Annotated in this window: 14 protein-coding genes; 9 read left to right on the forward strand and 5 right to left on the reverse strand. The window is 71.1% G+C overall.

Going from position 1 to position 16309, the window contains the following annotated elements; all coding sequences use genetic code 11:
- Window positions 1–9 precede the first annotated feature (9 nt).
- From OG589_RS18095 to OG589_RS18110, 4 genes are all read left to right on the forward strand, one after another.
- On the forward strand, window positions 10–372 hold the full coding sequence (locus OG589_RS18095) for a hypothetical protein (protein WP_405150531.1): 363 nt from the start codon (window positions 10–12) through the stop codon (window positions 370–372).
- A 457-nt stretch (window positions 373–829) separates the two neighbouring features.
- On the forward strand, window positions 830–1915 hold the full coding sequence (locus OG589_RS18100; RefSeq protein WP_405150532.1) for an ATP-binding protein: 1086 nt from the start codon (window positions 830–832) through the stop codon (window positions 1913–1915).
- 23 nt (window positions 1916–1938) lie between these two features.
- Window positions 1939–2892, forward strand: coding sequence for a methyltransferase domain-containing protein (locus tag OG589_RS18105; protein WP_405150534.1), 954 nt, complete (start codon window positions 1939–1941; stop codon window positions 2890–2892).
- 93 nt (window positions 2893–2985) lie between these two features.
- A complete protein-coding gene (locus OG589_RS18110) occupies window positions 2986–3801 on the forward strand; it encodes a recombinase family protein (protein ID WP_405150536.1) in 816 nt (271 codons plus the stop codon).
- Here OG589_RS18110 and OG589_RS18115 read toward each other — a convergent pair.
- From OG589_RS18115 to OG589_RS18125, 3 genes are all read right to left on the reverse strand, one after another.
- Complete coding sequence (locus tag OG589_RS18115; RefSeq protein WP_405150538.1) at window positions 3734–5347, reverse strand: phosphodiester glycosidase family protein; 1614 nt, start codon at window positions 5345–5347, stop codon at window positions 3734–3736. The two genes, OG589_RS18110 and OG589_RS18115, sit on opposite strands and share 68 nt — an antisense overlap.
- Window positions 5348–5617: 270 nt before the next feature.
- Window positions 5618–6844: an acyl-CoA dehydrogenase family protein gene (locus OG589_RS18120; RefSeq protein WP_405150540.1), complete on the reverse strand. Its 1227-nt coding sequence runs from the start codon at window positions 6842–6844 to the stop codon at window positions 5618–5620.
- 290 nt (window positions 6845–7134) lie between these two features.
- Window positions 7135–8547, reverse strand: a complete 1413-nt coding sequence (locus OG589_RS18125; RefSeq protein WP_405152065.1) for an LVIVD repeat-containing protein — start codon at window positions 8545–8547, stop codon at window positions 7135–7137.
- A 185-nt stretch (window positions 8548–8732) separates the two neighbouring features.
- On the opposite strand from OG589_RS18125, the gene OG589_RS18130 reads away from it, so the two are divergent.
- Entirely contained in the window at window positions 8733–9365 is a 633-nt protein-coding gene (locus OG589_RS18130) for a DUF305 domain-containing protein (RefSeq protein WP_405150541.1), read from the forward strand.
- A gap of 4 nt (window positions 9366–9369) precedes the next feature.
- Here the strand turns inward: OG589_RS18130 and OG589_RS18135 are convergent, their stop codons facing one another.
- Complete coding sequence (locus OG589_RS18135; RefSeq protein ID WP_405150542.1) at window positions 9370–11181, reverse strand: DUF2201 family putative metallopeptidase; 1812 nt, start codon at window positions 11179–11181, stop codon at window positions 9370–9372.
- A 1-nt stretch (window position 11182) separates the two neighbouring features.
- A complete protein-coding gene (locus OG589_RS18140) occupies window positions 11183–12244 on the reverse strand; it encodes an ATP-binding protein (protein WP_405150544.1) in 1062 nt (353 codons plus the stop codon).
- A gap of 120 nt (window positions 12245–12364) precedes the next feature.
- On the opposite strand from OG589_RS18140, the gene OG589_RS18145 reads away from it, so the two are divergent.
- From OG589_RS18145 to OG589_RS18160, 4 genes are all read left to right on the forward strand, one after another.
- The gene (locus OG589_RS18145) at window positions 12365–13417 is read left to right on the forward strand and encodes a nitronate monooxygenase (protein WP_405150546.1); all 1053 of its coding nucleotides are present in this window, start codon (window positions 12365–12367) and stop codon (window positions 13415–13417) included.
- A 118-nt stretch (window positions 13418–13535) separates the two neighbouring features.
- Complete coding sequence (locus tag OG589_RS18150; RefSeq protein WP_405150547.1) at window positions 13536–14585, forward strand: RNA polymerase subunit sigma-70; 1050 nt, start codon at window positions 13536–13538, stop codon at window positions 14583–14585.
- Complete coding sequence (locus tag OG589_RS18155; protein WP_405150549.1) at window positions 14585–14890, forward strand: hypothetical protein; 306 nt, start codon at window positions 14585–14587, stop codon at window positions 14888–14890. Before OG589_RS18150 ends, OG589_RS18155 begins: the two co-directional genes overlap by 1 nt.
- A 79-nt stretch (window positions 14891–14969) precedes the next feature.
- A complete protein-coding gene (locus OG589_RS18160; RefSeq protein ID WP_405150551.1) occupies window positions 14970–16100 on the forward strand; it encodes a serine hydrolase domain-containing protein in 1131 nt (376 codons plus the stop codon).
- Window positions 16101–16309 lie beyond the last annotated feature (209 nt).

The raw sequence follows: 16309 nt of genomic DNA on the forward strand, positions 1-16309 counted from the left end.
CTTCAGCCCGTGAAGACGGACGACCTACTCGGGCGCACCGTCGCCGCCGTCGCAGTGCTGATGATGAACTTGGCCCTGCTGATGGCCACGGGGTTCGCCATCAACTGGGCACGCAACCGCGGCGTGCTGTGCGACGGCGCCACCGTGCTCTGCTCGGGCGGAGACCCCACTCCCGCGCAGTGGCAGGCGGAGATGACCTTCCGCTCCACCGTCGCGTACGGCTCCTACGCGGTCATGGCCTTAGTCCTGATCGTCAGTGCGGTCGTTGCCTGGCGGCGCCGACGCATTGGCATCGTGGTCATGCAGCTCACGGCCCTCACGGCCGTGGCGGCGCTCGCTGCCCTGTGGGAGCCGTACGTTCCGCTGCACTGATAGATCTTTGCTCTGCGCCTGGCGTTGGTTCTGCTCGTGAGAGTTGACTGCTCGCCGGGTGTGACCGCGGTCCTGTTCCGGTGAAGTCGTTGTTCATGAGTTTTGACCGCACAGTGTGGCTTACGGTGAGACGCTGGATGCGCTTCGTGATGAAGGAGCGTCCCCATGCCCCCTTCGAAGGTCGAGCTCTACGCCGCGATCCGCCGGGATGCCCGCGCGGGGATGTCGGGCCGTGCGATCGAGAAGAAGTACCGGGTCGGACGGCGGACGATCGTCAAGGCCCTGTCATCTGCGTGGCCTGAGCCGCGGAAGCAGCTGCCGCCGCGGGCGTCGAAGCTGGATCCGTTCAAGCCTGCGATCGACGAGATGTTGAAGGCGGACCTGGACGCGCCGCGCAAGCAGCGGCACACCGTCACGCGGATCTGGCACCGGCTGATGGACGAGCACGGGATGGCGGATGTGTCCTATCCCGTGGTCCGGGCCTACGTCGCCGAGCGGAAGCCGCAGGTCAGGGCGGAGGCCGGGCGAGCAGGCCGCCGACGCCGCCGTCGACCAGGCCTGCCGGAGGCTGCGCCTGCCCACCATCCGCGCCCAGTTCCCCGAGCTGGCCGAGGCCGCCGCCCGCGAGCGGATGTCCTACCGTGGCTTCCTCGCCGAACTGCTCATGGCCGAGTGCGACGACCGCGCTCGCCGCCGCTCCGAGCGGCGCATCAAGGCCGCCGGGTTCCCCCGGGAGAAATCGCTGCGCTCCTTCGACTTCGACGCCAACCCGAGCATCGACCCCGCCGTCATCAACACCCTCGCCACCTGCGACTGGGTCAAAAAGGGCCTGCCGCTCTGCCTGATCGGCGACTCCGGCACCGGCAAGTCCCACCTGCTCATCGCGCTCGGCACCGAGGCCGCGATGTCCGGCTACCGCGTCCGCTACACCCTGGCGACCAAGCTCGTCAACGAGCTCGTCGAGGCCGCCGACGACAAACAGCTGACCAAGACAATCGCCCGCTACGGCCGCGTCGACCTGCTCTGCGTCGACGAGCTCGGCTACATGGAACTCGACCGCCGCGGCGCCGAGCTGCTGTTCCAGGTCCTCACCGAAAGGGAAGAAAAGGCGCCATCAGCCTCGACACCGCCGACCGGCTCGCCGCAGACCCCGCCAGGCTGTCGCCATCGCTCCTGGCCCACGTCGGCCACCCCGCCTACGGGGCCACCCGTAGCTTCCAGCGAAAAAACAACGCTAAGGCCCATCGACCGGTGTGCGCGTCGCGTAACAGCACCGCGACGTCGCCACCGGCGCCAAGCCCTGCGAGTGGCGCGCCCCGGATCCCGAACTGGAGAAGAGGTACCACCCGTCATGAACGGGGACGTGCATCTGCTGGATCCGCTGGCCCCGACTTTACGTCGTGATCGAAGGCGTCCGGTACGAGGTCGAACCGGCCCTAGCCGACAGTCCGGTCAGCGCGCTGTCCCGCGCCTGGTGCGCTGGCTGTGGGGGCCGAATACACGTACCCCTTCCGGCGCGTCACGGTGCAGAACCGTGCTGTAGGACGTGCGGGGTTCGCTGGCTGTGTGAGATATCCCTCTCCCGTCGTCGTGGCGCTGGTGGTCTGGGGAGGTGACCATGTAGTGATGACCTCCTCTCCCCGCCCGCCGCACGTCGGTGGCCGACCGGATCCGATAGGCGGGACTACCGCGCTCGGTGGAGAGCCCGCTCCCGCCCGCGGGTACCTGCTGGACAACGCGCGCGCCGAGGCGGGCGAGCGATTCGTTTGGCTGGCCGAGCTGTTCGACGGTGTGACGCGGGGGCACTTCAATCGACTGGGGGTCAGGGTTGGCTCGCGCTGCTGGGAGGTGGGGGCCGGTGGCCGCAGTATCCCGGAGGCGCTCGCGGCGGCCGTCGGTCCGACCGGGCACGTGCTGGCCACGGACATCGACCCGTCGTGGCTGAAGGCAGGCGGCGGGTACGAGGTGCGCCGGCACGACGTCGCCGCTGATCCGCCCCCGGAGCCGGGGACGTTCGATCTGGTGCACGCCCGGCTCGTGCTGGTCCATGTACCCGACCGGGCTCGGGCGTTGGCCACGATGGCGGCGGCGCTGCGGCCCGGCGGCTGGCTGCTGGTCGAGGACGCCGATACCGCTCTGCAGCCACTGGCATGCCTGGACGACAGCGGCCCGGCGCAGCGGCGGGCCAACCGGCTGCGCGACGCGGTCCGGGAGCTGCTGACGCGCCGCGGCGCGGACCTGCGCTACGGCCGGACACTGCCGCGGGCATTGCGTGAGGCCGGCTTGGTAGATGTCGCCGCGGCGGGCTCTTTCCCGGTCGGCGGGCTGGCCTGCGACCGGCTGGAGGCGGCGACCATCCGGCACGTGCGCGGCGAGCTGCTCGCGGCCGGCCTGGCCGACGACGCCGAGATCGACGCGCACTTGGCCGCCATCCACGCGGGCAAACTCGACCTGACACTCGCGCCGCTGATCTCGGCCTGGGGACGCCGTCCAGCCGAGCACCCGCCGGCACTCGGTTAGGTGCGGATCCAGGCGTTGTCCGACCTGCCTACAGCGCTGTTCGTCGAGGAGATTTTCGGGCCGCAGGAGTAGCCCCTTACGGGGGCGGTCGTCATGCCGAGCATCGTCTCGGAAACGTCCCGCAACCCCGGTGCCGACACACCGGTCGGATACGCCCGGGTATCCACCCGCGGCCAAGACCACCAGTCCCAGCTCGACGCCCTCGCCGGAGCGCACTGCCGCGAGGTGGTGGTGGAGACGGCGAGCACCCGCGGCGAGCAGCCGAAGCTGCGCGCCGCCCTGGACCGGCTGCAGCCCGGCGACACGTTGGTGATCTACAAACCGGATCGGGTGGCCCGATCGATGAAGGAGCTGCTGGTCTTCGTCGAGGACGAGCTGCACGCCCGCGGCATCGTGCTGGAGATCCTAACCGGGGTGTGCGCCGGCGTGCACCGCCCCGACGGCGCTGGGCTGGCCGACCGGCTGCTGTTCGCCCGCCAGCCAAAGTGCGGTCACTTCTCGCGAACATCGATCATGCTTACGGCGACCAAGCGCGGTCAAAACTCACGAGCAAGTGCGGTCAGTTCCCACGAACAAAATCATGGCGTCGAGCCTCCGAGATGGAGAGCATGTTTCCCGGTCATGCGGCTTGCGGCGACACCTTTCGCGCATGACCCCATGGCCGTGCACCTTGCCGTGGCTGGGGTTCGTGCCGGATTAGGTTCGCGATTCCCCTGTCCGTATGCCGGCCGTGATTTGCCGCACCATCTAGGCCGCTCAGCGTCCGATGTGCGAGCACATCGGACGCTGCTGGACGTCGTACGCGACGTCGGCATCCCATTTCCTCGAACGCGATCAAAGATCAGCGGGGAAGCACCTGGATCGTGTCCCCCACGGGACGCTCGCCCGCCGCGTCGGACGGGCGGTTGACCAGCGCGCCGCCCACGACCATTGCCGAGGAGCCGCCGCCGTCGAGGTTCAGCGCCCGCACCGCGCCGAGCGACCGCATGAAAGCCGCGCCCTCGGCGAGCGTGAAGCCCTCGCTGCCGCCGCTGAGCCGGCCGTCCACGGTCACCAGCAGGAGCCGTCCCTGACGGTCGATGCCGGCCATCGTCCGGGGCTGGCGGTTGTTCGCCCACGCGTACCCGAAGGACAGGTCCGCCGGGTCGACGGTGCCCTCGGTGGCGGCGTCGATGTGGATCCGCCCGTCCTCCACCAGCGTCGGCGCGGCGCTGACGATGCTGTCGCCGCGGCCGAGCCTGACCTGGCGGCCGTCGGCGTCGCGGACCTCCTCCTTCACGGACACCCGCTCACCCACGACGGCGTGGGCGGTGAGCCAGCCGGCCGCCGCGCCGGTGCCCTGGAGCACGGTACGGCCAGGTGGGACGGATCCGCCCCGGTCGCCGACCGACTCGACGCGGCCCTTGGCGTCCAGCACCACTTGGACGCCCGCGCCGGACGGCAGGGCGTGGACGTACTCGCCGGTGAACTTGACCAGGTCGTCGGCGAGGGTGCAGGTGAGGTCCTGGCGCGGCTCGGCGGTGGGAAGCGCGCCGGGACGGCCGCAGTTCCGTACCCGCCCCGGTGTCCGGTTGATCCCCTGGACGGCGTAGGACGAGCGACCGGCGCGGGCGGTGGCGGTGATGGCCAGGTCGGCGATCCGGCTGCGACGGCCGCCGTCCTGCAGGATCAGCGCCGCGCGTGAGCCCGCCGCCATCGAGGCCAGCTCGCCGTCGTGGACGCTGACGCCCGCAGAGGTGCCCTGGACGCCGTCGGCGTCGGAGGTGAGGAAGAAGCCGCCGTTGACGCCCACCAGCGAACCCAGCTTGGCGGCCACCGAGGACGTCGTCTGGCGCTGGGCGACGTTGCCGTTGTGCGTGGCCGTGACCGAGCCGCGGAACCGGTGCGGGTCGATCACCGCGATGTTGATGTTCTCGACGTCGGCGGGCTGGTCGGCGTCGTAGCCGGTCCACTCGACGGCGGTGCGGAACCCGGCCGCGGTCACCCGCGCGGCCACGTCGTTCGCGGCCGCCTGGACCGGGTAGGAGCCGACGCGGACCCGCACGCCCATCAGGCCGCGCGGCGTGTCGGCGTAGTCCGGCCACGGCACCCGGGTCACGGCCGGCTCGAAGCCGGCGGCGCGCAGACGGTCCGCGGTCTCGGTGGCCCACGCCTCCGTCCCGACCGTGGCGAAGGCCTGGGCGCCGGTGAAGCGGGCCTTGACGGGGGCCTGCACGGTGACGGTCCAGCTCGGCGCGGCGGCGGGGTTCCTGAGCGTGCCGGTGCGCACCTCCACGCCGGGCGCGACGGTCCGCGTCGTCCAGTCCGCTGTGACGCGGTCGGACGAGAGGGCGGGGGGCGCGTCGGCCGCGGCGACTCCGGAGATCGACAGCGGGCCGGCGACCGCCAGGGCGGCAGCCACGCTGAGCGCGAGCCGTGCACGGGGGCCGCGACCGCGGGCTGGGCGGTGGTCCATGGCACATCCTTCAGAAGCGACGGGAAGCCCGACGTGTCCTATAAATCGGGTTTCCGGGGGAAATGACCAAGTCGGAAGTTCAGCGCACCGAGACGAACGCCAGGGCGGACGCACGAATACGCCCGTGGCCGGGCGGATGAATGCTCGGTTGCGCGCCCCGCCACGAGACGCGCATTTAGCTGTCTGAACTGGAAACGTTGTTCGGGGGCTGACTGGGCCGTCGAGGGCTGCCGTTCGATCACTACGTTAGGGCTCTGACGTGCGGAAACGTCACTGTACGGGCAAGCCCGTGACCGCTCGGCCGATCAGCAACCGCTGGATTTCGCTGGTGCCCTCGAAGATGGTGTAGATCTTGGCGTCGCGGTGGAAGCGTTCGACGGGGTGTTCGCGGGTGTAGCCGGCGCCGCCGAGGATCTGGATGGCCTGCTCGGTCACCCACACCGCCGTCTCCCCCGCCACCAGCTTCGACATCGAGCCCTCGGCCTGTTCGAACGGGCGCCCCTTGCGCGCCATCCACGCCGCCCGCCAGGTCATCAGCCGGGCGATGTCGACCCTGGTCGCCATGTCGGCCAGCAGGAAGGCGATGGCCTGGTTCTCGCCGATCCTGCGGCCGAACTGTTCCCGCTCGCGGGCGTAGTCGCGGGCGTACTCGTAGGCCGCGCGGGCGATGCCCACCGCCATCGCGGCGACGGTCGGCCGCGTGGTCTCGAACGTGCGCATGGCGGCCTGCTCGCCGCTCTTGCCGCCTTCGCGTACCCGGGCGAGGCGGGCGTCCAGCTTCTCCTTGCCACCGAGCAGGCAGCGGCCCGGCACCCTCACGTCGTCGAGGACGACCTCGGCGGTGTGGGAGGCGCGGATGCCGTGCTTCCTGAACTTCTGGCCCTGCGAGAGCCCCGGCGTGCCCGGCGGGACGACGAACGACGCCTGGCCGCGTGCGCGCAGCGCGGGGTCGACCGAGGCGACGATGACGTGCACGTTGGCGATGCCTCCGTTGGTGGCCCACGTCTTGACGCCGTTGAGCACCCACTCGTCCTTCACCGCGTCGTACTCGGCCCTGGTGCGGATGGAGCCGATGTCGGAGCCCGCGTCGGGCTCGGAGGCGCAGAAGGCGCCGAGCTTGACGTCGTCGACGGTGCCGAACATCTCCGGGAGCCACTCCCCCATCTGCTCGGGCGTGCCGTTGGACGACAGGGCGGCGGCGGCGAGGCCGGTTCCGACGATGGACAGGCCGATGCCGGCGTCACCCCAGAAGATCTCCTCGAACGCCACCGGGATGCCGAGTCCGCTCTCCTCGAACCACTGCTGGGCGAAGAAGTCGAGCGAGTACAGCCCGACCTTGGCGGCCTCCTGGATGACGGGCCAGGGGGTCTCCTCGCGTTCGTCCCATTCGGCGCCGGCGGGGCGGATCACCGTCGCGGCGAACTCGTGCACCCAGTCGCGTACCTCGCGGACGTCGTCGCCCATCTCCGGACAGAAGCCGCCAGAGCTCTCCGCCATCTCGATCACTCCTCAAAGGGGTCCGGAGCCGGTACGCGGGAAAGTCCACGCCAGCGAGGCGTTACCAACGGTAACACCGAGCCGCATGAAACCTTACCGGGAAGCAGGCATGCTCGCGCAACGGCCGCCGGCAACGTTTACGCGGCGGAAACACCGGCCCGGTGACGTCGCCCGGCCGGGCAGAGGCCGCGCACCCCGGAGAACGGCGGACGGCCGGGGCGGTGGGAGAAGGCCGCCCCGGCCGTCGATTCGGCAGCGGCAGGGGGACGCACCCCCGCCTCGGGCCGCTGTCAGTCCTCGTCGCTCCAGACCCAGTCGCCGTGGCCGCGGTCGCGGTACGAACCCTGGGTCTGCGTGTTCAGACGGTCGACCTGGACGCCGTTCGCCGAGTTCGTACGCCTGTCGTTGATCTTGATGACGTCGAAGCCCCTGTTGAAGTCGCTCGCGTAGATGTAGCCGTTGTAGTAGTAGGCGGACCAGAAGCCGCCGGAGCCCTCGGCCGCCGGGCCGCGCTCGAAGTAGCCGATCTCCTCGGGGTGGGCCGAGTCGGTGAAGTCCCAGACCGACGCCCCACCCTGGTACCAGGCCTGGACCATGATGTCGCGGCCCTTCACCGGGATCAGCGAGCCGTTGTGGGCGACGCAGTTCTCCGAGTCCGCCTGGTAGCGGGGGATCTTGTAGTAGTTCTTGAACACCAGCTGGCCGTTCACGATGTCGTAGATCGCGTCCGCGCCGCGGTTGGGCCCGGTGGCCTCGTTGCACGTGGCCGCGCCGCCGCCGCCGAGCTCGTCGGTGAAGACGACCTTCGTGCCCGCGTTGTTGAACGTGGCCGAGTGCCAGAAGGCGAAGTTCGGGTCGGTGATCCTGGCCGTCACCTTCGGGTCCTCGGGGTTCCTGATGTCGAACAGCACGCCGTCACCCATGCAGGCGCCGGCCGCGATGCCCTTCTCCACGTACGCGGTGATGTCGTGACAGCCGCTGGTCGGGAGGGCGAGGCCCGGCTGGCTCTCGTTGCCGCCGTCGGGGAAGACGACGGGAGTGGCCACCACCGAGGCCGAGGTCGGGTTGCCGAGCGGCACCTTGACGATCGAGATCTTGTCGTGCGGCGGCAGGCAGTCGGGGAAGCTCGCCGACGGGTTGTACGAGGAGACGTACAGGTAGACGTTGCCGTGCTTCTTGTCAGGGACCAGGGTGTGGGTATGGGAGCCGCAGTTGGTCTCGACCGACTTGATGTACTTGGGGTTCTTCTTGTCCTTCACGTCGAAGATGCGGATGCCCTCCCAGGACTCCTTCACCGACGCGGACTGCGACGTGCTGCCGCAGGAGTCGTCCGACCGGGACGAGTCAACGGACGCGAACAGCAGGTCACCGTAGACGGACAGGTCCATCTGCGAACCAGGACAGACCACCGAGCTCACTACGGAGGTCTTCTTCGGATTCTTGATGTCATAGATGGAGAAGCCACCATAGTTACCGACATAGGCGTAGTTGCCCTGGAAGGCGATGTCGGTGTTGATGGTGGCCGCGATGCTCGCGGGCTTCGGCACGTTCGTCACGTGCTGGACGTTCGGGCTCATCACGATCTGGTCGGTGCCCGGGATGTCCGCTGCCTGAGCGGGTATCGCCGACAGCGCCATGGCCACCGCCGTACCCACGAAGACGAGGAACCGGCCGGCCAGGCCGCCTCTGCGGGGGATGGACAACACTCAGGGACCCTCCTTGGTACTTAATGCCACAGGAGAACATAGATGGGCAGATTTTCTCCCAGACAGGACGAGTTAGCCATAGTGCAACTTGTCAGCAAAACCTTCCGACATGATCCCTTTACCGACATATCACGTCCGAGTTAGGGTGCACGCGCACGCCAAGTGATCCTCAGGGAGGTCGGGTGCGCCTCGCGCTCCTCATCGTCATCGGTACGGCCGCGCTCGCCCTGGCGGGCTGCGCGAGTGCCCCAGCCACCCCGTCGGCGAGTTCCACCGCCCCGGTCATCGCCCCGGGCCGGCCCGGCGAGGCGGCGAAGACACTCGGCCCCACCGAGGCGGCGACCGCGGTGCCCTCCCCCTCGGCCAACGCGGCGGACGTGGTGTTCATGCAGGACATGGTCGTCCACCACCGTCAGGCGCTCGACATGAGCGCCGGCGCCGCGACCCGCGCCGCCTCCGACGACGTGAAGCGCATGGCCTCGCGCATCGCCGACACCCAGGGACCCGAGATCAACGCGATGATCCGGTGGCTGCGCCAGCAGGGGCAGCGCGTTCCCGAGCACCACGCCGGGCACCACGCCATGCCCGGCATGGCGACCCCGGAGCAGATGGCGGCCCTGCGGGCGGCCGACGGTGCCGGCTTCGACCGCCTCTACCTCCAGCTCATGATCGCCCACCACCTGGGCGCCATCACCATGGCCGCCGACGAGCTGGAGAAGGGCTCCCACATCATGGTGCAGGAGCTGGCGCAGGACGTGTCGGTCACGCAGACGGCCGAGGTGAACCGCATGCGCCGCATGCGGGCGGGTGGCTGAAGGGTCAGGACATGCGGAAGACCGGGCCGTGCGCGCGGAACGGCAGGTGGGCGCCCTCGGGAATCAGGAAGGCGTGCTCGCGCCGGACGCGCACCGCATCGCACCAGCCGTCGGTGATGACCAGGATCGGGCCCTCCCGGGGGAAGTCGTCCGCGCGCTCCAGCAGGTCGACGCCCGGCTGGAGCATCGTGCCGCCCCGGCCGCGCACACGCACCCGGCGGGCGATCTCCTCTACCGGGACGTAGCCCGCGTCGTACGGCACGGCGTCGCAGAACACCACCCGCGCGCGCGGCACGTCGCGGGCCATCGCGTACGCCGCTATCGCCCCGAGTGCCTTGCCCAGCAGCCTGGTGTCCATCGATCCGGAGGTGTCGAGAACGACCCCGAAGGTGGCGCGCCGTACGAGCTCCTCCGGGCGGATCCACCCGGGACGCGGGATCCCGGGCGTGGCGGCCTGGCGGCGCGACGCGCGGGCGTACGACCGGCGCCTGTCCACCGAGGGGACGTGCTCCTCGAACCACCGGGCCAGGGCGGCGTCCCACGGCAGGGGCGGCTGGTCCAGCGCCCTGATCTCCTCCTCCAGCCCGGCCGGGAGGAACCCCCTGCCCGCGGCCCGGTGATAGGCGAGCCCGGTGCAGAGCGCCCGCCGGTAGTACTCGTCCAGGTCGAGGTAGCGGCCTGGCCCGCCCGAGTGGGGCAGCGGCCGGTCGAGCACGTCGCCGAGCCCGCGTCCGCGCAGGGTGGCCAGCTTGCGCAACCGCCGCAGGTCGACCGCGATGCGGTCGTAGACCCCCTCTGCCGACGACCCTGCCAGCGCCTGGTCGAACAGCAGGCCTTCGGGCATGTCGCCGACGCCCATCTCCATCAGCCAGCCGTTGATCACGTAGTCGGCGGCGACGTTCCAGATGTACGGGTCCCGGCCGCCGGCCCGCTCTCCGTGCCGGAGCGCGGCGTGCAGCATCTCGTGGGCCAGGACGAACCGCCACTCCTCGGCCTTCAGGGAGACCAGCGGGTTCACGTAGATCTCGGCGGCCTCCGCGTTGACGGCGGCGATCGAGATGTGCCATGCCCGCGCCACGTCCACGTCGGCCACGATCTTCATTCCCGAGGCCAGCGCGCCGAGCAGCGGGTACGACGAGACGAACCAGGCCAGGGCCGCGTCCCACGGGCCGGGGGCCTGGTCCCTGACGGTGCCGCGCGGCCCGCCCGCCGCCTCCAGCCCCGCGGTGGCGGCCCGGGCGATGCCGGCGGCGAACAGGCGCGGGAAGTCCTCCCGCTTCGCCTCCTCCTCCTCGCCGATCCAGAAGTCCGGCGATCCCGCGGGGGCCAGCTCGGCGGGCAGGCCGAACATGCGCCAGCGGTCGGCCAGCGCGCGCTCGTCCTCTCGCGGCAGCTCCTCCGGCAGCGGCGCGGGACACCGCCCGACCTTCAGAGTGCGGAGGAAGCGGTCGACGGTCAGGCAGCAGGCCGCTCGGTAGTCGTGCTGCGGTGAGCGCCACGTGTTCCACCGGTCGCCGGCGTTCGCGCCGATGTCCCGCGGCACGGCCGAGCGAGGGTCCGCGTGGCCGAATCCCAGGTGGAGCATGCAGTGAGCGAACACCCACGCCCACTCCTCGGGCTCGGCGCGCCGCGTGGGGTGGTGCCGCACGCGGCCGTCCGGGGTCGCCAGCGCCCAGTCCCGCGGGCCGAACTCCGCGCGCTCTCCCGTCCGGAGGCAGGCGCCGAGGTGGTGGAACATCGGGTGCGCCGACGCCAGCCGCCATCCCCGCTCCACGGCCTCCCGCCACGGGTCCTGCCTCTTCTTGGGCGCGGCCATCTCAGCTCCGTGCGGCGACGAGGCGGGGCAGGTCGCGGCCCACCTCGACCAGGAACCAGGTCGGGAGCACCGGTGAGCCGTCCAGGCCGGTGGCGATGACGAGCTGCGCGCACTCCAGGGAGATCTCGGCCAGCTCTACGAGCAGCGTCTTCGCCCGGAAGGCCAGTTCGCGGCCCCGGGTGGAAACGCCCCGCCTGTCGGCGGGCAGCTCCTTGATCAGGCGGGCGCGGAACGTCTCGGACAGGAAGTACAGCAGGTCGCGGTCCTCGGGCCGGCGCGGCCATGAGGCGTCGCCCTTCAGCACCGCGTCGAGGTCGTAGGCGTGCCGTACGGTCTTCACGTACCCGCGGAACGCCGAGGCGTGCGCGCCGGTCAGGGTGCCGAAGGCCAGCATGGCGAGGGTCTCGTCGCCGATCGCCTCACCATAGGAGTGCATGACGTCGGACAGCATGTGCCAGGCGCGCGGGGTCGAGAACGGCTCCTCGGTCTTGGGCGGCGCGCTCCACAGGTGGTCGGGGCGCTGCACGAGGTAGTCGACGATCCACGGGTGGATGCCGTTGGCCGCCGCCCAGACGAGCCAGTCGGTCGAGGAGGCGCGCAGGTGCACGTGGACGAGCCGGTTGACCAGCGCGGACGCCATCGGGCGGGCGAGCGCGTTGTCGGTGGCGCGGTTGCCCGCGCCGATCACGACCGAGCCCTCGGGCAGCTCGTACGTCCCGAGGCGGCGGTCGAGGATGAGCGAGTAGAACGCCTTCTGCACCTCGGGCGCGGAGGCGTTGAGCTCGTCGAGTAACAGGCAGTACGGCTCCGTGCGCGCGATCGCCTCCGGTGGGGCGAAGCGGCTCCGCCCGCCGACCAGCTCGGGAACGCCGATCAGGTCCTCGGGGGCGAGTTGGGTGCCGAGCAGCGTCACGCAGTCGAGGCCGAGCGAGTCGGCGAAATCGCGTACGAGCGAGCTCTTGCCAATGCCGGGCGCACCCCAGAGGAACACGGGACGCACGACCGCGACGTGCAACAGCACGTCGGGAAGCTGCGCCGGAGTAATGGTGAGGGTGGCCTGCATAGGTTGAACGATGACGGAATTCCCTGCTATTTCGCATCACATTTTTGGAGAACCGTGAATATGGAAATGCGGGTGGCAGGCCCGCACGGGAGCCGAGCCGGCGGTCGTTAGGGTGGGGTGATGGAGTTCCCGGTGTTGCGCCACCCGATCGTCCAGGCGCCGATGGCCGGTGGCCCGTCGACTCCTGAGCTGGCCGCGGCGGTGTCCGCCGCGGGCGGGCTGGGGTTCGTGGCCGCCGGTTACGACTCGGCCGAGACCCTGCGCGCCGGCATCCGCGCCGTACGGGCGCGCACCGACGCGCCGTTCGGCGTGAACATCTTCGTGCCCTCCGCCGAGAAGGCCGACCAGGCCGCCGTGGACGCGTACGCGGCGCGGCTGCGCGGGGAGGCCGAGCGGTACGGCGTGCCGCTGGGCGTGCCCGTGGACGACGACGGCGAGTGGCGGCACCGGCTGGCCGTCGTGGCCGAGGAGCGGGTGCCGGTGGTGTCGTTCACCTTCGGGCTCCCCTCGCGGGAGGTGATCGAGGAGGCGCGCCGGGCCGGGGCGTACGTCATCGTGACGGTCACCACCCCGGACGAGGCGGTGGCCGCGCACGAGGCCGGGGCCGACGCGCTGGTGGCCCAGGGCATCGAGGCGGGCGGCCACCGGGGCGGGTTCACCGACGATGCGGGCGATTTCGGGCTGCTGGTCGTGCTCCGGCTGGCGCTGCGGCTCACGCCGCTGCCCGTGGTGGCCGCGGGTGGCATCACCGACGGGGCGGGCGTCGCGGCGGTGCTGGCGGCCGGAGCCGTCGCCGCCCAGCTCGGCACCGCCTTCCTGCTCGCGCCCGAGGCCGGTACGAGCGTCGCGCACCGCGAGGCGCTGAGGTCGTACGACCGTACGGCGGTCACCCGGGCGTTCACCGGCCGGCGGGCGAGGGGGCTGGTCAACCGCTTCCTCGAAGAGCACACCGGCGAGGCTCCCTCGGCGTACCCGCAGGTGCACCACCTGACCGCCCCGCTGCGGGCGGCGGCCAGGAAGGCGGGCGACGCCGGCGCGATCAACCTGTGGGCGGGTCAGGGGTTCCGGCTCGCCGAGGAGGTGCCCGCGGGCGAGCTGGTGCGCCGGCTCGGCGCCGAGGCCGAGGAGGCCCTGACCCGAGCCGCACACCGCCTCGGCCACCTCGGCCGATGAGGCTGTTCACACCGGAAAGCTCGGGCTGAAGCGGTTCGAGCGATTCCTTTTCTGGGCGCGCGTCGTCATAGGTCCGTCAGGTGCGTCCAGCGGGGCGCCCCATGAGGGCGGAGGGTGAATGGTGGAGAAGGTCGAGGACGGGCAAGGCCGGGTCGAGGCCGCCGAGGTGGTGGCCGCGGCGCGGGCCGGTGACGAGGCGGCGTTCGGCGTGCTCACCGACGGCTACCGGCGGGAGCTGCAGATCCACTGTTACCGCATGCTCGGCTCGTTCGAGGACGCCGAGGACCTGGTCCAGGAGACGTTCCTGCGTGCCTGGCGCAGGCGGGAGACCTTCGAGGGGCGCTCGACGTTCCGGGCATGGCTGTACCGCATCGCGACCAACGCGTGCCTGGACTTCCTCGACCGCAACCCGCGCAGCCCGCGGGCCCGGCAGGAGCCGGTCCTGGCGGATCCCGGCGCGCCGGCGCCGGCCCCCACCGAGGTCATGTGGCTCCAGCCGTACCCGGACCGGCTGCTGGAGCCCGTCGCGGGCAGAGACGCCGAGCCGGACGCCACCGTCGTCGCCAAGGAGACGATCGAGCTGGCGTTCCTGGCCGCGATCCAGCACCTGCCGGCCCGGCAGCGGGCGGTGCTGATCCTTCGCGACGTGCTCGGCTGGCCCGCCAAGGAGACCGCCGAGCTCCTTTCGACCAGCGTCACCGCGGTGAAGAGCGCGCTGCAGCGGGCACGCCCGGCGCTGAAGGAGCATCTGCCGCCGCGGCGGTCGGAGTGGACGCCGTCCAAGGATCCGACGCGCGAGGAGCGTGCGGTGCTGCAGCGCTACATCGACGCCGTGGAGCAGGCCGACCCCGCCATCCTGGCCGGGGTGCTGCGCGACGACGCGTGGCAGACGATGCCGCCGCAGCCGATCTGGATCAGGGGCGGCAAGGCCATCGTCGAGGCGTGGACGCCCGCCATGGTCGGTCCAGAGGCGTGGGGCGACTGGCGGGTGCTGCCCACGTGGGCGAACCGGCAGCCGGTGGCCGCGGCGTACCTCCGCAAGGCGGGCGACAGCGCGTACCGGCCCTCCTGGCTCGGCGTCCTGCGGGTGGAGGACGGCCTGATCGCCGAGATCACGACGTTCGGGGACCAGTACTTCCCGCTGTTCGGCCTGCCGCCGGCTCTGTGATGGACGACGCCCCCCGCCTGCCGTCCTTCCTCGGCAGGCGGCTCCCGCCTGCCTTCGCCCTCCGTACGGTCGTGGTCTCCCCCGGCCGCGCGCGGGTCTACGACGAGGCCGAGTGGCGGGACGCCATCGTCGTGGTCGAGCGCGGGCGCATCGAGCTGCTCTGCTCAGACGGTCGCTGCCGTGGTTTCGGACGCGGCGAGATCCTCTGGCTCCACGGCCTGCCCGTCCACGTGCTCTACAACCCCGGGGCGGAGCCCGCCGTGCTGGTCGCGGTCTCGCGGCGCGGCGTCGCCTCCGGGCGCTGACGGCTCGCCGCGATTCCTTCCGGGCGCTCCCGCCGTCTCAACAACCAGAAATGCCGCAACCAAGAAAGAGGAACCGATCATGAGTGACGCGCAGAAGCAGGTTCAGGTCGCGATCGACCAGCTCGTCGAGTCCGGCGCCGAGACGGGCGTGCAGGTGGCCGTGTACCGGGAAGGCGAGCTGGTGGTGGACGCCGTGGCGGGCGCCGCCGACGCGGCGACCGGACGCCCGGTCATCTCCAGCACCCCGTTCTACGCCACCTCGACGGGCAAGGGGGTGACCGCCACCGTGGTGCACGTGCTCGCCGAGCGCGGCGTACTCACGTACGACACCCCCATCGTGGAGCTGTGGCCGGAGTTCGGCGCCCACGGCAAGCAGGCCGCGACCGTACGTCACGCGCTGACCCACTCGACGGGCGTGCCCGGCCTGCCCGCCGCCACCACCCCTGAGGACCTGTGCGACTGGGAGAAGATGTGCGCGGCGGTCGCGGACGCCGAGCCGTGGTGGGAGCCGGGCACCAAGACGGGGTACCACGCCCAGTCGTTCGGCTACATCGTCGGTGAGATCGTCCGCCGCGCCACCGGGCTGCCGATCTCGCAGGTCCTGCGGGAGCAGGTCGCGGGTCCGCTGGGGGTCGCCGACGAGCTGTTCTTCGGCGTGCCGAAGTCCCAGCTCGGCACGCTGGCCCGGCTGGACGAGCCGTCGGGCGGGCCCGAGATGACCGCGGACCTGCTCGAGGGCATCCCGTTCTTCAGGGTCGTGCACGGTTACACGGCGGCGCCGATGGCGGCGCTTCCCGACGCCGCCTTCGGCAACCGCGCCGACGTGCTGACGTCCGACATCCCCGCTGGGGGCACCATGTCCGCCCGCGCCGTGGCGCGCATGTACGCCGCGCTGCTCGGCGAGGTGGACGGGGTGCGGCTGGTCTCGCCCGAGCGGCTGCGCGAGATCACCTCGGTGGCGATGAGCGGCGTGGACGAGGTCGTCGGGTTCCCGAGCACGCGAGCGCTGGGGTACAACATCGGCTTCCCCTCGCTGAACGCGTCCCCGGCCCCGACGGTGTTCGGGATGGCGGGCAGTGGCGGGACGGCCGCGTACGCCGACACCGCCACGGGAGTGGCCTTCGCCCTGACCAAGAACCGGGTCTCCGCCGGGGACTACACGACGGTCGAGCGGGTCGGCGAGATCGTCAAGAACTCCCTCACCGGCTGACGCACGGCGAACACCTCACGGGCGGGAATGGGCTGTTAACAGGGGCCCCATTCCCGCCCGCGACCTTTCCGCTTCCGCAGCGACGGGGACCCCCGGAGTCAACCGGGCTTGGATGTCCCGAACCGCTGACGCGGGCCAAGTGATTGCTCTGCCATGAATGATTGCAATTTGGTCATTTCCCCAAAAAACCTCGACGCAGGTGCCACCTT

Origin of the sequence: Sphaerisporangium sp. NBC_01403 (genome assembly GCF_045040145.1) — a bacterium.
In the GTDB taxonomy this organism is placed as follows: Bacteria; Actinomycetota; Actinomycetes; order Streptosporangiales; family Streptosporangiaceae; genus Sphaerisporangium; species Sphaerisporangium viridialbum.